18 protein-coding genes and 1 other RNA gene are annotated in these 17526 nt (G+C 65.3%); 11 read left to right on the top strand and 8 right to left on the bottom strand.

Features of this window, described 5'->3' with window-relative positions; genetic code table 11:
• Nucleotides 1–123 precede the first annotated feature (123 nt).
• A complete protein-coding gene (locus tag HXX15_RS15735) occupies nucleotides 124–1572 on the top strand; it encodes a tryptophanase (protein ID WP_296517186.1) in 1449 nt (482 codons plus the stop codon).
• 57 nt (nucleotides 1573–1629) lie between these two features.
• On the opposite strand, the gene HXX15_RS15730 is transcribed toward HXX15_RS15735, so the two are convergent.
• Nucleotides 1630–2442: an arsenite methyltransferase gene (locus HXX15_RS15730; RefSeq protein ID WP_296517185.1), complete on the bottom strand. Its 813-nt coding sequence runs from the start codon at nucleotides 2440–2442 to the stop codon at nucleotides 1630–1632.
• Nucleotides 2443–2550: 108 nt separating this feature from the next.
• Nucleotides 2551–2868, bottom strand: a complete 318-nt coding sequence (locus HXX15_RS15725) for a metalloregulator ArsR/SmtB family transcription factor (RefSeq protein ID WP_296517183.1) — start codon at nucleotides 2866–2868, stop codon at nucleotides 2551–2553.
• A gap of 112 nt (nucleotides 2869–2980) precedes the next feature.
• On the opposite strand from HXX15_RS15725, the gene HXX15_RS15720 reads away from it, so the two are divergent.
• Genes HXX15_RS15720 through arsB form a run of 4 tightly spaced genes read left to right on the top strand, consistent with a single transcriptional unit; the run spans nucleotide 2981 to nucleotide 5376 of the window.
• Nucleotides 2981–3367 carry a metalloregulator ArsR/SmtB family transcription factor gene (locus HXX15_RS15720; protein ID WP_296517182.1) on the top strand — a complete coding sequence of 129 codons (387 nt, stop codon included), beginning with the start codon at nucleotides 2981–2983 and terminating at the stop codon, nucleotides 3365–3367.
• The gene (locus tag HXX15_RS15715; protein ID WP_296517180.1) at nucleotides 3333–3875 is read left to right on the top strand and encodes an arsenate reductase ArsC; all 543 of its coding nucleotides are present in this window, start codon (nucleotides 3333–3335) and stop codon (nucleotides 3873–3875) included. Before HXX15_RS15720 ends, HXX15_RS15715 begins: the two co-directional genes overlap by 35 nt.
• An 8-nt stretch (nucleotides 3876–3883) precedes the next feature.
• A complete protein-coding gene (gene arsC, locus HXX15_RS15710; protein ID WP_296517598.1) occupies nucleotides 3884–4312 on the top strand; it encodes an arsenate reductase (glutaredoxin) in 429 nt (142 codons plus the stop codon).
• Between the two features lie 11 nt (nucleotides 4313–4323).
• A complete protein-coding gene (gene arsB / locus HXX15_RS15705; protein WP_296517179.1) occupies nucleotides 4324–5376 on the top strand; it encodes an ACR3 family arsenite efflux transporter in 1053 nt (350 codons plus the stop codon).
• Here the strand turns inward: arsB and HXX15_RS15700 are convergent.
• Both HXX15_RS15700 and HXX15_RS15695 read right to left on the bottom strand, forming a co-directional pair.
• Complete coding sequence (locus HXX15_RS15700; RefSeq protein ID WP_296517178.1) at nucleotides 5373–6008, bottom strand: HAD-IA family hydrolase; 636 nt, start codon at nucleotides 6006–6008, stop codon at nucleotides 5373–5375. The two genes, arsB and HXX15_RS15700, sit on opposite strands and share 4 nt — an antisense overlap.
• A 57-nt stretch (nucleotides 6009–6065) precedes the next feature.
• Complete coding sequence (locus HXX15_RS15695) at nucleotides 6066–6308, bottom strand: hypothetical protein (RefSeq protein ID WP_296517177.1); 243 nt, start codon at nucleotides 6306–6308, stop codon at nucleotides 6066–6068.
• Between the two features lie 245 nt (nucleotides 6309–6553).
• Here HXX15_RS15695 and HXX15_RS15690 point away from each other — a divergent pair, with 245 nt between their 5' ends.
• Nucleotides 6554–7747 (top strand): extensin family protein, encoded by a 1194-nt coding sequence (locus tag HXX15_RS15690; protein WP_296517176.1) that lies wholly within the window; start codon nucleotides 6554–6556, stop codon nucleotides 7745–7747.
• On the opposite strand, the gene HXX15_RS15685 is transcribed toward HXX15_RS15690, so the two are convergent.
• Entirely contained in the window at nucleotides 7744–8394 is a 651-nt protein-coding gene (locus tag HXX15_RS15685) for a TetR/AcrR family transcriptional regulator (protein ID WP_296517175.1), read from the bottom strand. The genes HXX15_RS15690 and HXX15_RS15685 overlap by 4 nt on opposite strands.
• A gap of 178 nt (nucleotides 8395–8572) precedes the next feature.
• Between HXX15_RS15685 and HXX15_RS15680 the strand changes: the two genes are divergently transcribed.
• Together HXX15_RS15680 and HXX15_RS15675 are read left to right on the top strand one after the other, a co-directional pair.
• Nucleotides 8573–9811 (top strand): HlyD family secretion protein, encoded by a 1239-nt coding sequence (locus HXX15_RS15680; protein WP_296517174.1) that lies wholly within the window; start codon nucleotides 8573–8575, stop codon nucleotides 9809–9811.
• Nucleotides 9811–11427, top strand: a complete 1617-nt coding sequence (locus HXX15_RS15675) for a DHA2 family efflux MFS transporter permease subunit (protein WP_296517173.1) — start codon at nucleotides 9811–9813, stop codon at nucleotides 11425–11427. Before HXX15_RS15680 ends, HXX15_RS15675 begins: the two co-directional genes overlap by 1 nt.
• Here HXX15_RS15675 and HXX15_RS15670 read toward each other — a convergent pair.
• The 3 genes from HXX15_RS15670 to HXX15_RS15660 form a co-directional block, all read right to left on the bottom strand.
• Nucleotides 11424–12311 (bottom strand): DMT family transporter, encoded by an 888-nt coding sequence (locus tag HXX15_RS15670; RefSeq protein WP_296517171.1) that lies wholly within the window; start codon nucleotides 12309–12311, stop codon nucleotides 11424–11426. The genes HXX15_RS15675 and HXX15_RS15670 overlap by 4 nt on opposite strands.
• A gap of 154 nt (nucleotides 12312–12465) precedes the next feature.
• Nucleotides 12466–12894, bottom strand: an RNA gene (rnpB, locus tag HXX15_RS15665) — RNase P RNA component class A.
• A 60-nt stretch (nucleotides 12895–12954) separates the two neighbouring features.
• Nucleotides 12955–13821, bottom strand: coding sequence for an N-acetylmuramoyl-L-alanine amidase (locus HXX15_RS15660; protein WP_296517170.1), 867 nt, complete (start codon nucleotides 13819–13821; stop codon nucleotides 12955–12957).
• A 547-nt stretch (nucleotides 13822–14368) separates the two neighbouring features.
• Between HXX15_RS15660 and rsmH the strand changes: the two genes are divergently transcribed.
• The 3 genes from rsmH to HXX15_RS15645 are packed head-to-tail and all read left to right on the top strand — an operon-like array spanning nucleotide 14369 to nucleotide 17495.
• A complete protein-coding gene (gene rsmH, locus HXX15_RS15655) occupies nucleotides 14369–15361 on the top strand; it encodes a 16S rRNA (cytosine(1402)-N(4))-methyltransferase RsmH (RefSeq protein WP_296517168.1) in 993 nt (330 codons plus the stop codon).
• A 2-nt stretch (nucleotides 15362–15363) separates the two neighbouring features.
• On the top strand, nucleotides 15364–15744 hold the full coding sequence (locus HXX15_RS15650) for a hypothetical protein (protein WP_296517167.1): 381 nt from the start codon (nucleotides 15364–15366) through the stop codon (nucleotides 15742–15744).
• On the top strand, nucleotides 15741–17495 hold the full coding sequence (locus tag HXX15_RS15645; RefSeq protein ID WP_296517165.1) for a penicillin-binding protein 2: 1755 nt from the start codon (nucleotides 15741–15743) through the stop codon (nucleotides 17493–17495). The genes HXX15_RS15650 and HXX15_RS15645 overlap by 4 nt, the downstream gene beginning before the upstream one ends.
• Nucleotides 17496–17526 lie beyond the last annotated feature (31 nt).

Below are 17526 nucleotides of genomic sequence, written 5' to 3'. Positions count from 1 at the left end.
TTGGTTTCATCCGGGTGGGGTTTTGTTTCATCGGCACGGCCGGGCGGTTCGGTTTGATCCGGGACAATTGAGATTGCCGGGCCGCTCGATATGTCTGCGCTCCTCAATCCGGGGAGAACCGACATGGTAAGCGTGAAGTTTTACGGCAACGAGGCGGTGCCTCTGGAAATGCACAAGGTGCGGATCGTCCAGAAACTGAACCTGCCGCCGGTCGAACGCCGGCTCGAGAAAATGTCGGCGGCGGGCAACAACACCTTCCTGCTGCAGAACGCCGACGTGTTTCTCGACATGCTGACCGATTCCGGCGTCAACGCCATGAGCGATCAGCAGCAGGCCGCGATGCTGGTGGCCGACGATTCCTACGCCGGCAGCGCCACCTACACGCGGCTGGAAAACAAGCTGCGCGAGATCTTCGGGATGCGCTACTTCCTGCCGACCCATCAGGGCCGCGCCTGCGAGCACATCCTGGCCAAGGTTCTGGTGACGCCGGGTTCGGTGGTGCCGATGAACTATCACTTCACCACCACCAAGGCGCACATCACCCTGATGGGCGGCAGCGTCGAGGAACTGGTGACCGATGCCGGGCTGGAAGTGGTCAGCGCCGAGCCGTTCAAGGGCAATATGGACATCGCCAAGCTGCGGGCGGTGATCCGGCAGCGCGGCGCCGCCAACATCGCCTTCGTGCGGATGGAATCCGGCACCAATCTGATCGGCGGCCAGCCGTTCTCGCTGCAGAACCTCGCCGATGTCAGCGCGGTGTGCCGCGACACAGGCGTGTTGCTGGTGCTCGACGCCAGCCTGCTCGCCGACAATCTGTATTTCAACAAGGTCCGCGAAGACGCCTGCAAGGATCTCAGCATCCGCGAGATCGCCCGCGCCACCGCCGACCTGTGCGACGTGATTTATTTCTCCGCGCGAAAACTCGGCTGCGCCCGCGGCGGCGGCATCTGCATTCGCGACGAGGCGATCTACCACAAGATGCGCCCGCTGGTGCCGCTGTACGAGGGCTTCCTGACCTATGGCGGGATGTCGGTGCGGGAAATGGAAGTGCTGACCGTCGGTCTCGAAGAGACCATGGACGAGGACATGATCAATCAGGGTCCGCAATTCATCGCCTACATGGTCGAACAGCTTTTGGAGCGTGGCGTGCCGGTGATTACTCCGGCCGGCGGGCTCGGCTGCCACATCAATGCGAAAGAGTTCGTCGACCACATTCCGCAGGAGCAATATCCGGCCGGCGCGCTGGCCTCGGCGCTGTATATCGCCAGCGGGATTCGCGGCATGGAGCGCGGCACGCTGTCGGAGCAGCGCGAGCCGGACGGCCGCGAGGTGTTCGCCAACATGGAACTGGTGCGGCTGGCGCTGCCGCGCCGGGTGTTCACGCTGTCGCAGGTGAAATACGCGGTCGACCGCATCGCCTGGCTGTACGACAACCGTAAGCTGATCGGCGGCTTGAAGTTCGTCGAGGAGCCCGAGGTGCTGCGCTTCTTCTACGGCCTGCTGAAGCCGGTGTCGGATTGGCAGGACCGGCTGGTGGCGAAGTTCCGCGCCGATTTCGGCGACAGCCTGTAACGGCTGTCGAGATGGGGCGACGGGACTTCCGCCGCCCGATCAAGCCAGGATGCGCGATCAGCAGCAGCGCGGCGCCGGCTTGGTTGCCCGCACGAAGGCGCCCATGAACTTGCCGTCGATCTGCGGGGCGATCGCATCGACGTCGATGCCCTTGGCTGTGAGGAATTCGCGGGCGTCCTCGACTTGGTAGATCCGGGTCGGCACGATCTCGATGGCGTCGAAGCCGGCCGCGGCGAGCTTGGCGCGGTAGTCGTCTTCATCGAGCGCGCCGGCGATGCAGCCGATCCACAACAGCGCGCTGCCGCGGACGTCCGCGGGAATCTCGCCGCGCGTCACCACATCGGAGACCGCGAAGCGGCCGCCCGGCTTCAGCACGCGGAACGCCTCCTGCAAGGTGCGATCCTTGTCGGCCGACAGATTGATCACGCAATTCGAGATGATGACGTCGACCGAATTGTCGGGCAGCGGAATCGCCTCGATCTGCCCTTTGAGAAATTCGACGTTCTCCGCGCCGGCCTTGCGCTGGTTGTCGCGCGCCAGCGCCAGCATCTCGTCGGTCATGTCGAGGCCGTAGGCCTTGCCGGTCGGGCCGACCCGGCGCGCCGACAGCAGCACGTCGATGCCGCCGCCGGAGCCGAGATCGAGCACGGTCTCGCCGGGCTTGAGTTCGGCCAGCGCGGTCGGGTTGCCGCAGCCCAGCGACGCCAGCACCGCGGTGTCGGGCAGGGCGTCGGTCTGAACCTGGTCGTAAAGGTTCGAGGTGATCGGGCTGACGTTCTCGACGCCGCCGCCGCAGCATGAGCCGCCGGCGCGCAACGCCGCCTGGGCAAATTTCTCGCGGACCACTTCGGTGATGTCGGTTGGCTGCATTGGAGACTCCTGTTGGCTGCTGAGGAAGATTGAATTCGGCGTTTTGAGATTCCATCAATCCAGAATGATCGAATAATAAGGCTCGACGCGAAGCGTCGCCGCAACAATTCAGGCCGCGCTCTTGGTCTCCTGGCATTCGGCGGCGTCGGCGCAGCATTCCGCCACCATGAAGTCGACCAGGCCGCGCATGACGTCGTAATTGGCGTGGCAATGTAGCGTCGTCGCCGCGCGCTGCTGCCGGATCAGCCCGGCCGCCACCAGCGTCTTGAGATGATGCGACAGCGTCGACGGCGCGATCTTGAGTTTGTCCTGCAACCGGCCCACCGGTGTGCCGGCCTCGCCGGCGCGCACCAGCGCCCGATAGATCTTGAGCCGGGTCGGGTTGCCCAGCGCTTCCAGTTTCTTGGCGACGTCGTCGATCTTCATGGTGCCAGCCTGTCACGCCGGCCGCCGATCGTCAAACAGTAATTCTAGCAAGATGGAATTATCGTCGCGCGGCGCGCTTGACGGCGGACAATATATCGGTATATCTAGATATATGGAAAACGAAGACGCCATCCTTGCACTGGCGGCGCTGGCGCAATCGACCCGGCTCGAGGTGTTTCGGCTGCTCGCCAAACACGAGCCGGACGGGCTCGCCGCCGGCGAGATCGCCCGCGTCTTGGCGGTGCCGCAGAACACGATGTCGTCGCATCTGGCGATCCTGACCCGCGCCGGGCTGGTGTCGTCGCGCCGCGCCAGTCGTTCGATCGTCTATCGCGCCGATCTGGCGCGGTTCCAGAACGTGGCGCTGTTCCTGATCAAGGATTGCTGCGGCGGCCGGCCCGAGGTCTGCGCGCCGCTGATTGCGGATCTGGCGCCATGTTGTCCGCCACAGAAAGGAAACGCCCGTGACCGAAAACCCGTCGTCCGCACCCTTGTATAACGTGCTGTTCCTGTGCACCGGCAATTCAGCGCGCTCGATCATCGCCGAATCGATCCTGCGCAAGGAAGGACGCGGCCGATTCCAGGCGTTCTCGGCCGGAAGCCAGCCGAAGGGGCAGGTCAATCCGTTCGCGCTCGAAGTGTTGCAGAGCTTCGACTATCCGATCGAAGGACTGCAGTCGAAGAGCTGGCTGGAGTTCGCGTCGGCCGACGCGCCGGTGATGGATTTCGTGTTCACGGTGTGCGACAGCGCCGCCGGCGAATCCTGCCCGGTCTGGCCGGGGCAGCCGATGACCGCGCATTGGGGCATCGAGGATCCGGCGGACGTGGCTGGCTCGGATTTTGCAAAACAGGCCGCCTTCGTCACCGCGCTGCGCTATCTGAAGAATCGGATTTCGATCTTCACTGCGTTGCCGCTGAGGCAACTCGATCCGCTGACGCTCGGCACCAAATTGCGCGATATCGGCCGCGGCGAGGGCGCCTCGGCCCCGCGCCCGAACGTGGCATGAAGCCCGCCATGGACGTCATCATCTACCACAATCCGGACTGCGGCACCTCGCGCAATACGCTGGCGCTGATCCGCCATGCCGGAATCGAGCCGCATGTGATCGAATATCTCAAGACGCCGCCGTCGCGCGCGCTGTTGCAGCAACTGATCGCGCGGATGGGCATTCCGGTCCGCGCGCTGCTGCGCGAGAAGGGCACGCCCTACGCCGAACTCGGTCTCGGCGCCGCCGAGCTCACCGATGCGCAATTGCTCGACGCGATGCTGGCGCATCCGATCCTGATCAATCGCCCGATCGTGGTGAGTCCGCTCGGCGTCCGGCTGTGCCGGCCGTCCGAAGCCGTGCTGGAGATTCTGCCGCCGTCGCAGCAAGGCGAATTCCGCAAGGAAGACGGCGAGCTTGTGCTCGACGCCAGCGGCCAACGCGCTACGACCGCCTGAGAGGAAATCAAATGTCGACCTTCGAACGTTATCTGACGCTGTGGGTCGCCTTGTGCATCGTCGCCGGGATCGGGCTCGGCCATCTGATGCCGGGCGTGTTCCAGGCGATCGGCGCGGCTGAGGTCGCAAAGGTCAATTTGCCGGTGGCGGCGCTGATCTGGCTGATGATCGTGCCGATGCTGATCAAGATCGACTTCGCCGCGCTCGGCCGCGTCAAGGAACACTGGCGCGGCATCGGCGTGACGCTGTTCATTAACTGGGCGGTGAAGCCGTTCTCGATGGCGGCGCTGGGCTGGCTGTTCATCGGCTATCTGTTTCGCGGCTACCTGCCGGCGGCGCAGATCGACAGCTATATCGCCGGACTGATCATCCTCGCCGCGGCGCCGTGCACGGCGATGGTGTTCGTGTGGTCGAACCTGACCAAGGGCGAGCCGCATTTCACCCTCAGCCAGGTGGCACTGAACGACGCCATCATGGTGTTCGCCTTTGCACCGATCGTCGGCCTGTTGCTCGGGCTGTCGTCGATCATCGTGCCGTGGGACACGCTGGTGCTGTCGGTGGTGCTGTATATCGTGGTGCCGGTGATCGTGGCGCAGCTGCTGCGGCGGCGCGTGCTGGCGACCGGCGGGGAGGCGGCGTTGAACCGGCTGCTCGGCGGGCTGCAGCCGCTATCACTGGTGGCCTTGCTGGCGACGCTGGTGCTGCTGTTCGGCTTCCAGGGCGAACAGATCCTGACCCAGCCGCTGATCATCGGCCTGTTGGCGGTGCCGATCCTGATCCAGGTCTATTTCAACGCCGGGTTGGCCTATCTGCTGAACCGGCTGGTCGGCGAGCAGCATTGCGTGGCCGGTCCGTCGGCGCTGATCGGCGCCTCGAACTTCTTCGAGCTGGCGGTCGCCGCCGCGATCAGCCTGTTCGGCTTCCAGTCCGGCGCGGCGCTCGCCACCGTGGTCGGCGTGCTGATCGAGGTGCCGGTGATGCTGACCGTGGTCTGGATCGTCAACCGCTCCAAGGGCTGGTACGAGCGCGACACGAAAGCGCCGGTCGCGGAGCCGCTGCGCTAATTGCGCAGCGTCAGCCCGGTGGCGGCTTCGAGTTCGGCGATCGCCTGCTGAGCGTTCAGCACCTTGATCGTGGTCATCCCGATCTCGCGTGCGGGTTTCAGGTTGACGCCGAGATCGTCGAGATAGACGCAGTTGCTCGGATCGACGCCGAGTGCCTCGACCATCAGCAGGTAGATCTGCGGGTCGGGCTTGCGCAGCCCGATCTTGGCCGACTCGATGACGTGATCGAACAGCGCCATCACCTCGGCGATATAGAGCGAGCGGCCGGCGGCGCTGCCGATCGCGTTGGCGGGAAGGTTGTTGGTAATGCAACCGGTCTTGCAGCTGGATTTGACGATGCGCAGCGCCTCGACCATTTCCGGCCGCAGTTCGCCCGACAACAGCGGCAGCACGTCGCGGCCGCGGACTTCGGCGCCCAGCGCCGCCGATTCCTCGGCGAACAAGCGGTCGAAGGTGTCGAGATCGATCTCGGCGCGCTCGAATTTCGCCCAGGCGTTCTCGAAATGGTTCTCCGCATTGGTGCGGCGGATGATGTCGGCGGGCAGCCCGCGTGCGGTTTCGTAGCGCGCGAACGCCTCGAACGGCGAGGTCGTCAGCACGCCGCCGAAATCCCAGATCACTGCCTCGAGCATCGTTTCCCGCCCTGTCATTGTTGTTGCAGCGACGGCTAGCACGGGGTGGCGGCCGGCTCAATGCCGGGTCTTGCTGCTCCTCAGGAATGGTCGCCGCGCCGATTCATGTTTCTCGTACAGTTCGAGCCAGCGGCGATCCTCTGGTCGATACCATTCGTCGTTGGAGATCTGCGGCAGCGGTCCGGTCCGGCCGATCAGTTCCTCGAGCTCGAAGAACTCCGCGGTCTCGTTGGCGGACAATCCGATCAACACTCGGTTGCCGAGCGGATCGAGTACGTAGTTGTCGTCATCGTCGATCATGACGCCAATTGACCAGCTTCAGCCGCGTCGTCAACGCCCTCGCGGACTTAACCTAACCGGTCAACCCTAACTGGCCGCACCGACTAGTAACATTACGAGGTCGCAACCGGGTCGGTGCGGCTGATGATTGCCGGCAACGGCATCGCGTGAGAGCGGACGTCGTGCCACGCAAGCCGCTCATGGTTAAGCATCGCTGAAGCCGCGCGATTCAATAGTCCTTAATCAACTTGGCGGATTGTGCGCGGATGACGCGCGGAGTTCGTTTGTATCTCGTCGGCTCCTTCGTCCTTGTATCGTTGGCGGGTTGCGGTCGCGGCATGTTTCAAACCGCCGAACGTGAACCGTGGCGGGCCGAGGCCGAGGTCGCGTGCCTAAAATCCGGCGCGGTCAAGGAGACCGCCGACCTGGTGCGGATCGATCCGATTTCCGGTCCTGGGGCCTGCGGCGCCGAATTTCCACTCAAGGTCGCAGCATTGGGCGAGAGCGGCGCGTTCGGTTTTGCCGACGAACTGCGCCCACCTGGCAGCATCGGCGGCGCCAGTCAGCCGCGCTGGCCGGTTTCTCAGCCACAGATGGTGGCGCCTGTCTCATCCTATCCGAGCACGGCTTCCCGGCAATCCGGCGTCAACGGGCCGATTTTGCTGAACGCTCCCGGCGTGACCCCGGAGCCGGACGATATCGACCTGCCGCCGGAGGGCGCGTCGCCGGCGCTGCCGCGGTCGCGCTATGGCGCGCCGAATGACGCTGCGGTTGCCGACCTGGACGACCGCGATTTCTCTCCGACGTCGCCGCGAGCCGGTGCCGCTCCCTATGCGCCGCCGCGCCTCGGGCCTTCGCCGGGCAACGTCACCGGCTCGGTCGGACCGGTCGCGATCAAGCCGGTCGCCACGCTGGCCTGTCCGATCGTCTCGGCGCTCGATCGGTGGCTCGCCGAAGCCGTGCAGCCGGCGGCGATGCGCTGGTTCGGCGTGCGCGTGGCGGAGATCAAGCAGATCTCGGCTTATTCGTGCCGTGGCATGAACGGCAATTCGCGCGCACATATTTCCGAACACGCCTTCGGCAACGCGCTCGACATCGCCGCGTTCACGCTGGCCGATGGCCGCCGTATCACCGTCAAGGATGGCTGGAAGGGTCTGGCGGAAGAGCAGGGCTTCCTGCGCGACGTGCAGGGTTCGGCTTGCCGGGTGTTCAACACCGTGCTGGCGCCGGGCTCCAACGTCTATCACTACGATCACATTCACGTCGACCTGATGCGCCGCACCAGCCGCCGCATCATCTGCCAGCCGGCCGCTATCCCCGGCGAGGAGATCGCCGCAAGGGTCCAGCAGCGCAGTCCCTATGCCAGCAATTCGCAGGGAATCACCGGGTCTTTGGGCAGCAAACACGCGCCGACCAGCATGAATCAGCTGATCGACGAGTCCGAATATCTCGACGATTAGTTCGGCTCGCCGGCCGGCGCGCGATAGGCCGCCAGGAACATCCAGCTGGCGCTGTCGACGACGTATTCGATGCGCTCGGCCGACGGCGGCTCGGTGGCCTGGAAGATGAACGGCAGGAACAGCGTCGCCTGGCACATCTGCATGAACTGCGAGGCGGCGAGTTCGCAATCGTCGATCCTCAGCGTGCCGGATGTGACGTGGGCCTCGAGGTAGCGCGCGAACCGGCCGACGGTGTTGGCGATCACGCGCTCGTAGTAGCGCCGACCGATGTCGGGCATCCGCTCGGCGATTGCCATCACGGTGCGGATCGCGGAAGCGCCGCGCGGGGTGCACAGCAGCTGGATATAGGCCAGGCCGAACCCCCGCAGCGTGGTCTCGACGTCGCGCTCCGGTGCGAAGTCGAATGACAGCATGCCCTGCGCGATGCTCTCCTGTTCGACAATCGCGGTGAACAGCGAAGCCTTGTCGGCGAAGTAGACATACAGCGTCCCTTTCGAGACGCCGGCGGCGCGCGCGATCTCGCCCATGCTGGCGCCGTCGAAGCCGAGTTCGAGAAACACCGCGCGGGCGCCCTCCAGAATCTGGCGACGCTTCGCGCTGTCGTCGTCAGGGGCGGGTGAGAGCAGGGCGGACGAATTCGCAACCATTGGTTCAGCTTGTCCCTTGAAAGATCGGCGGTGCAACGCCTCGGAAAGAGGCGACTCGGTATGCTTCTGCACATAGAAGTATCTTGACCGAACCGTTCGGTCAATGGTATTTGAGGACCAATGGGAAGGTCGCGGTGCGCCGCAGCAGTCTCACCATCGACCAATTCAGGAGGCCTTCATGGCCGGACGCGACCAAACCGCCCGCATCCTTCGTCCCGAGCCGGATGTCGACGACAGCGTTCTGGCTGAGGCCGACTCGTTGGCCCATGCCGAATTGCTGCGCGAGCTGCCGCACGATGAGCCGGCTGCGCCGCGGGTGCCGAATACGCCGGCCATCGCGCAACCCGCGCCGGACGTTGCGTCTCCCGCCGCGGCAGGCGCGCCGAAATCCGGCAAGCGCAAATGGATATTGCTTGGCGTGGGCGCGGTGGCTGCGCTCGCCGCGATCGCCTATGGCGTGGATTATATGCTGGTCGGCCGCTTCGTGGTCAGCACCGACGACGCCTATGTGCGCGCCAATAACACCACGCTCGGTGCTCGCGTATCCGGCCATATCGCCGCGATCGTTCCGGGCGACAATGTCCTGGTGCATGCCGGCGACGTGGTGTTCCGGATCGACGACGGCGACTATCGTATTGCGGTCGACGCGGCCCGCGCCAAGATCGCCACCCAGCAGGCGACGATCGAGAGGATCGGCCGTCAGGTCACCGCGCAGCAAAGCGCGGTCGAGCAAGCCAAGGCGCAACTGACATCGGCCGACGCCGCCTCCAAACGCGCCGGGCTCGATTTCGATCGCCAGCAGGCACTCAGCACCAAGGGCTTTGCTTCGCGCGCGATTTTCGAAGTGTCGCAGGCCGGCCGCGATCAGAGCGCCGCGGCGGTGCTGGCGGCGCAGGCGGCATTCGATGCCGCGCGCGACAACGTCGAAGTCACCAAGGCGCAGCAGGGCGAAGCCCGCGCGCAACTGCTCGAGCTGCAGAGTTCGCTGGCGAAGGCCGAGCGCGATCTGGAGTTCACCAACGTCCGCGCTCCGGTCGACGGCATCTTTTCCAATCGCCTGGTCAACACCGGCGACTTCATCCAGGCCGGACAGCGGCTCGGCAATGTGGTGCCGCTCGATGAGGTCTATATCGACGCCAACTTCAAGGAGACGCAGCTGCGTCGCCTGAAGCCGGGCCAGAAGGTCGACATCTCGGTCGACGCCTTCTCGAGCCGCGCCATCGAAGGCACCGTGGAAAGCCTGTCGCCGGCGGCCGGCGCGGTGTTCACGCTGCTGCCGCCCGACAACGCCACCGGCAACTTCACCAAGATCGTGCAGCGGGTGCCCGTGCGGATCCGGGTCCCGGCCGAGGTCGCCAAGGAAAACATGCTGCGTGCCGGCATGTCGGTCTACGTCCACGTCAACACCAAACCCTGATGGCGACCGCGACCACAGCAACGCCAGGCGCGCGCGCACTGATCCCCGGCGCGCCGGTGATGGCGGTGCCGGCCGAACACGTCGCGCCGAAGCGGCTGTTCGCGTTTCTGATCATGGTGTTCGGGATGTTCATGTCGATCCTGGACATCCAGATCGTCTCGGCATCGCTGGCGGAAATCCAGGCCGGACTGTCGGCCAGCGCCAGCGAAGTGTCGTGGGTGCAGACCGCCTATCTGATCGCCGAAGTGATCGCGATCCCGCTGTCCGGCTTCCTGTCGCGCGCGCTCGGCACCCGAATGCTGTTCGCGATCTCGGCGGCCGGCTTCACCTTCGCCAGCCTGATGTGCGGCTTCACCTCGTCGATCGAGCAGATGATCCTGTGGCGCGCGATCCAGGGGTTCTTGGGTGCCGGCATGATCCCGACGGTGTTCGCGTCGGCCTATACGGTGTTTCCGCGCAGCAAATTCCACATCGTAGGCCCGATCATCGGCCTCGTCGCCACGCTGGCGCCGACCGTCGGCCCCACCGTCGGCGGCTACATCACCGACCTGATGTCGTGGCACTGGCTGTTCTTCATCAACGTGGTGCCCGGCATCGGCATCACCATCGGGGTGCTGGCGCTGGTCGATTTCGACGAGCCGCATCTCGAACTGCTCAACCATTTCGACTGGTGGGGCCTCGGCTTCATGGCCGGCTTCCTCGGCTCGCTCGAATACGTGCTCGAGGAAGGGCCGCGCAACGACTGGTTCAGCGATGCGTCGATCTTCATCTTCGCCATTGTCTGCGCGGTCTCGGCGGTGCTGTTCTTCTGGCGGGTGCTGACGGCGCGCGAGCCGATCGTCGATATCCGCGCCTTCACCAACCGCAATTTCGCGCTCGGCTGCATGTTCTCGTTCTGCGTCGGCATCGGGCTGTACGGCCTGACTTATCTGTATCCGCGTTACCTCGCCGAAGTACGCGGCTACAGCGCGCTGATGATCGGCGAGACCATGTTCATCTCCGGCGTGGCGATGTTCTGTTCCGCGCCGCTGGTGGGCCGGCTGATGCAGAAGGTCGACATGCGGCTGCTGATCGCGTTCGGCCTGATCCTGTTCGCGACCGGCACGTGGCAGATGACCTGGATGACCCGGGACTATGACTTCTACGAACTGCTTTGGCCGCAGATCTTCCGCGGCGTCGGCATGATGATGGCGATGGTGCCGGTCAATAACATCGCGCTCGGTACACTGCCGCCGCAGCGGGTCAAGAACGCCTCGGGACTGTTCAATCTGACCCGCAATCTCGGCGGCGCGCTCGGGCTGGCCTTGCTGAACACCGCGCTCGACGCCCGCACCGATTTCCACATCTCGCGGCTGCACGACAAGGTGACCTGGGCCAACGCCAAGGCGGTCGAGACGCTGAACCTGTTCACCCAGAAATTCCAGGGACTCGGCGACGCCCCTACCATGGCGATGAAGCAGCTCAACCAGATCGTGCATCGTCAGGCGGTGGTGATGAGCTTCGGCGATTCGTTCTTCATGCTGACGTTCTTCTACCTCGGCCTCGCCACGCTGGTGGTGCTGCTGGCCAAGCCGGCCAACCCGATGGCGGCGCCGGGCGGAGGTGGGGGGCACTAGGCTGGCGCCCGCCGCGTTCGGGTGCCGATCGCCACCGTCAGAACCACTGCGGTGGCGAACAGCACGATCTGCAGCGTGATGGCTTCGCCGTTGAACATTGACGCCAGCGCGAAGGTGATGAACGGCTGCAGCAATTGCACCTGCGAGACCCGCGCGATGCCGCCCAGCGCCATGCCGGCGTTCCAGGCGAAGAATCCGACCCATTGCGAAAACACCGCGACGTAGAGCAGCGCCAGCCAGGGCGCGAGCGGGATCGCCGACAGGTTCGCCGGCAGCCTCAGCGCCACCGCGGGCAGCGACACCGGCAAGGCCAGCACCAGCGCCCAGCTGATCACTTCCCAGCCCGGCATCGATGCGGTGAGCCGCCCGGAAAAGCCGTAGCCGATCGCCGAGGTGACCACGGCGCCGAACAGCAGCAGGTCGCCGAGCGCCAGCGTGCCGCCGCCTTGTCGTACGGCGAATGCGACCACCAGCGCCGCGCCGGCAATCGACGCGATCCAGAACAGCGGTCGCGGACGCTCGTGGGTAATCAGAACAGCGACCAGCGCGGTGGCGATCGGCAAGATCCCGAGCACCACGCCGCCATGCGAGGCGTCGACGGTGAGCAACGCCAGCGCCATCAGCAATGGAAACAGCACGCTGACGCACAGCGTCACGATCGCCAGTTGCGGCCACAGCGCCTTCGGCGGTGGCGTCCGTCGCAGCGCGATCAGCAGCGCCAGCGCGCACAATCCCGCGATCGCGGTGCGCATCGCGGTGAGGGCGAGCGGATCGATCGCCGCGACGGCGATCCGGGTGGCCGGCAGGGTTCCGCCGAACACGGCGACGCCGACGAATCCGAGCAGCAATCCGAGATGGTCGCGCGAGAGCAGCTTCGATGGCATCAGACGCGGCCCCCCGGTTTTGCGGCAGGCGTAGCGAACGACGCGGCGATCAACCAGACCGGGCCGCGCATGGCTGGCATATGCGCTTCCCGAACGGGCGAGGGGTCCGGCGTGGTGCGCCGAACCCCTCGTTGGAAAACGCTTGCGCGTATTAGTTATCAGCCGGCCTGTAAGCCGGGTTCTGGAGGGCACCGCCTGCTTGCGCAGACGATACGCGACGGCCATTCCTCTGGGACCATGTTTGCACATGGCCTCGAGCAACCTACCCGGACGATCGAGCCTGACATAGCCCTGCGGTGTTATCGCTTGCGCGAACAATCCCGCGTTGCCGTCCCTATTCGGTTTTGCTCCCGGTGGGGTTTACCATGCCGTCTCCGTTGCCGGCGACGCGGTGCGCTCTTACCGCACCTTTTCACCCTTACCCGGCTTCGCCTTGCGGCTTCGCCGGGCGGTTCGTTCTCTGTGGCACTTTCCCTGGGGTCGCCCCCGCCGGACGTTATCCGGCACCGTATGTCGATGGAGCCCGGACTTTCCTCCCCCGCAGCCTTTCGGCCATAGCGGGAGCGGCCGTCCGGCCGACTGACGCGCATGGCATGGGGGTTGCGCGCCGCGGCGTCAAGTCGCGCGCGAAACCGCCGCCCGATCAGGATGCGGCAGGCAACGGCTTGGTCGCGGTCGGAAACGTCGCGAGCAGCGTTTGCAAGGTCGTCAGCGTCGACACATCGGCAACGCCGTCGACCCTGGCCGGCCGGAAATGACGCTGGAACGCGGTGACGACCTCCGCCGTGGTCGCATCGAACTTGCCGTTCGGCGTGATGCCGTAGCCGTAATCTGCCAGCGATTGCTGCAGGACGCGAACCTCGTCGCCGGCGGCGCCGAGCCTCAGCGTATCGCCGCTTACGATCGGGGCGGGGTGGACCCAATGGCCGACGCCGGAATTGGCCAGCGCCTCCCAGGGGAATTTCTCGCCAGGATCCTTCTTGCGCGCCGGCGCCACATCGGAGTGGCCGAGCACGCGATGGCTCGGCACGTCGCGCCGCAGCATGATGCCGCGGCACAAAGCGATCACCGCCGCGATCTGGCGGAGCGGATAATCCGGATAGCCCCAGTCATGGCCGCGGTTGATGATCTCGATCCCGATCGAGCAGGAATTGATGTCCTGCTCGCCGGCCCAGGACGCCGCCCCGGCATGCCAGGCGCGCCTGGATTCCGGCACGCATTGCAGGATCCGGCCGTCTTCCAGCACGACGTAATGGGCCGAGACCTCGGTCCCGGCCTTGCACAGCCGCGCCAGCGCACCCTCGACATCTGGCATGCCTGTGTAGTGCAGCACGATCATGTCCGGCAGCCGGCCCTTGTTGCGCTCGCCATGGTTCGGCGACGGAATCACGTCGGAGACCACCGAGGAGTCAGGGGTAAATGTCTTCATGTCGGCAATGCCCTTGGGTAGGGGGAGGGCACGTCGACGCTTCGACTCCAAACCAGCAGACGCGAACGAACCTGACAGCATCGGACAACTCAAACCCGGCAGGAGAACGGCAACGGCGCCCATGCGCCAAGCGTCTGCGCTGCCTCACTATCCGGGGGCGTCCCCTGCCGTGCAACGATTGCATGACATGGTTTCGCCATTTTCTGTGGACTGTGGGAAACGAGCACCACCGCGTTACCGCACGGCTGGCGCGAACTGCCCGGCCGTTGCGGACTCATCCTGCGCGCACCGTCAACGCTTTCTTAAGGCTGAGTGCCGTTAATGAGTGGTGAAGAGCCGAACCGAAAGGGGCGGCCAAGGTTCCATTTGACGCTCAAAACCGATGGCAGCCCATCAGAACCCAAGCGGAAAGCCGGGTTTGCCAGCTTTTGGTGCGGGCGCGTCGGCGGTTGCCGCGAACTGGACCACCCATCCCGCTTTGCGGCGGCTGTTCGCCGGGAAGGCCCGGGCGATACGCGGAGATCTGAGGCGACATGCGCCTATTCGCGTCCACACCGATCCTGCATCGCGCCGCCAAGGGCGGCCGCTGGCGCTGGGCTGGAAGTCGTGCATCGGGAGTGCATGCGTGATGTCGTCAGCGCCCCGCCATATTCCCGTTCTTGGCCGCGAAGCGGTCGGCTTGCTGGCGCCATGCGACGGCGGCGTCTATGTCGACGCCACTTTCGGGGCCGGCGGCTATTCCCGGATGATCCTGGAGGCAGCCGATACGCGGGTGATCGGGATCGATCGCGACCGTAGCGCGATCGCCGGCGGGTTCGATCTGGTCGATCAGGCCGATGGCCGGCTGACGCTGGTCGAAGACCGGTTTTCCAATCTGGCCGAGGTCTGCGCCGCGCAGGGAATCGCGCTGGTCGACGGCGTGGTGATGGATGTCGGCATTTCGTCGATGCAGGTCGACGAGGCCGGGCGCGGCTTCTCGTTTCGTCTCGACGGCCCGCTCGACATGCGGATGGGCCAGCACGGTCCGACCGCCGCCGATGTGGTGGCGAAGGCCTCGGAGGCCGATCTCGCCAACATCATCTACATCTTCGGCGAGGAGCGCTATTCGCGGCAGATCGCCAAGGCGATCGTCGCGGCGCGCAGCGAAGCGCCGATCACGACGACAAGAGCGCTGGCCGAGATCGTCGGCAAAGTCGTCTGGGCCAAGCCCGGCGAGATTCACCCGTCCACCCGCACCTTTCAAGCGCTGCGGATCTTCGTCAATGAAGAGCTCGACGAACTGCACCTGGCGCTGTCCGCGGCCGAGCGGATGCTGAAGCCGGGCGGCCGGCTCGCGGTGGTGTCGTTCCACTCGCTGGAAGACCGCATCGTCAAGAATTTCCTGGTCACACGCGGCAAGACCGGCGGCGGTTCGCGGCATCTGCCGGAACTGGCGCAGGCGGCGCCGAGTTTCAGCATCCTGACCAAGCGGCCGGTGACTGCCGGCTCTGAGGAGATCGCCGCCAATCCACGCGCGCGTTCGGCCAAGCTGCGCGCCGCCGAACGCACCGAAGCGCCGGCGCACGACGCCGACGCTCTGCCGGCCTGGCCAACGCTGGCAACTGTGATGAGGGGAGGCTGATCATGCGGATCGTGCATTTCCTGGTCATCGGCATGCTGGTGTTCGCCGCCGCCTATGTCTACCGGATCAAGATGGAGTCGACCTTCCGCACCGAGCGCGTGCTGCGGCTGCACGCCGAGGTCCGCCAGCAGCGCGAAGCGATCGCCGCATTGCGCTCAGAATGGGCCAAGCTCGACGCGCCGATGCGGCTGCAAGGCCTGGCCGAGCGGCATCTGAAGTTGAAGCCGATCGACGCCAGGCAATACGATTCCTTGAAGAACCTGCCGGAGCGGCCGCCGAGCTTCGCCAACCCCGGCGATCCCGATCCGATTGCCGCGATGATCGAGACCATCGACCCGGACATCATCACCGGCTCGCTGCCGGCGCCGGAGGCTCCGCGTTGACCGATCAAATCGTTCCCCTTGCTGGTCATCATGTGCCGTGGCGGCAACGCCTGATCCGCAGCCTGTTGTACGGCAAGGATGTCGATCGCAACGTCAAGGCGCGCGCCCGCGTCGGCTTCGCGATGGTCGCGTTCGCGGCGATCTACGGGGTGATCGCGTTCCGGCTGGTGACGCTGGCGGTGGTAGGCGACAGTCACGGCACACGGCGGACCGCGTCGCAGGACTACGTCGCCACCGCCCGCCCGGATATCGTCGATCGCAATGGCGAAATTCTCGCCACCGACGTCAAGGTGCCGTCGCTGTTCAGTGAGCCGCGCCGCATCATCGACAAGGACGAGGCGATCGAACTGCTGACCGCGACGCTGCCCGATCTCGACACGCCGGAAGTCCGCGAGCGGCTGTCGTCGAAGAAGGGCTTCGCCTGGCTGAAGCGCGAAATCTCGCCGCAGCAGCAGCAGGACATCCACAAGCTCGGCATTCCGGGGATCGGCTTTCTGCGCGAAAACAAGCGGGTCTATCCGGCGGGCCCCGCGGTGTCGCATCTGATCGGCCTCGTCAACATCGACAATCAGGGCATCGCCGGCCTCGAGAAATGGCTTGATACCAACGGTCTCGCCGATCTGCATCGGGCCGGCTTCGCCTCGGACCGGCTGCAGAAGCCGGTCGAGCTGGCGGTCGATCTGCGCGTCGAGCACGCGCTGCGCGACGAACTGATCAAGGCCAAGGACAAGTACAAGGCCAAGGCCGCCTCCGGTCTCGTCTCCAACGTCAACACCGGCGAGATCGTCGCGATGGTGTCGCTGCCGGACTTCGACCCGAACAATCCGCGCGAGGTCAACGATCCCGACCGCATCAACCGGTTGACCACCGGCGTCTACGAGATGGGCTCGACTTTCAAGACCCTGACGCTGGCGATGGCGCTGGACTCCGGCAAGGCCAATCTCAACACGCTGTACGACGCGCGCGGCGCGCTGCATTACGGCAAGTTCGCGATCCACGACACGCACCCGCTCGGCCGCTCGATCACACTGTCCGAAGTTTTCACCTTTTCGTCGAACGTCGGTGCGGCGCGCGTGGCGCTGGCGCAGGGCGTCGAAGCCCACAAGGCGTTTCTGAAGAAGGTCGGCCAGCTCGACCGGCTGCGCACCGAATTGCCGGAGAGCGCCTCGCCGATCGTGCCGAAGCGTTGGGTCGATCTCAACACCATCACCATCGCGTTCGGCCACGGCATCGCGGTGGCGCCGCTGCAGGCGGTGATGGGCATCAACGCCATGATCAATGGCGGTTATCTGATTCCTCCGACCTTTCTGAAACGCAGCCAGGAGGAGGCGCGCGAGGCCGGCAAGCGCGTGGTCAAGAAGGAGACCAGCGACAAGATCCGCTATCTGATGCGGTTGAACGCCGAAGTCGGCACCGCCAAGCAGGCCGACCTGCTGTCCAAGGGTTACTATATCGGCGGCAAGACCGGCACCTCGGAAAAGGTCGTGGGTGGCCGCTATTCGAAGAAGCAGGTGCTGAACTCGTTCACCGCAATCTTGCCGGCCGACAATCCGCAATTCCAGGTGCTGGTAATGCTGGACGAGCCGAAGGCGTTGCCGGAGACCCACGGTTTTATCACCTCGGGCTGGAACGCGGTGCCGGCCGGTGGCAAGGTGATCGCGCGCATCGCGCCGCTGTTGGGAATCGAGCCGCGGTTCGATCTGCCGCCGTCCGACCGCCTTATTCTTGCGGCATCGAAGGGCTCCCAATAGCGTCTGCCGCCCCGATTGCCGCGGCGCCGTG

Origin of the sequence: Rhodopseudomonas sp. (assembly GCF_013377015.1) — a bacterium.
Classification (GTDB): domain Bacteria; phylum Pseudomonadota; class Alphaproteobacteria; order Rhizobiales; family Xanthobacteraceae; genus JARJEH01.
The sequence above is the reverse complement of the archived record's forward strand: the minus strand, read 5'-3'. Positions and strand labels throughout refer to the sequence as shown.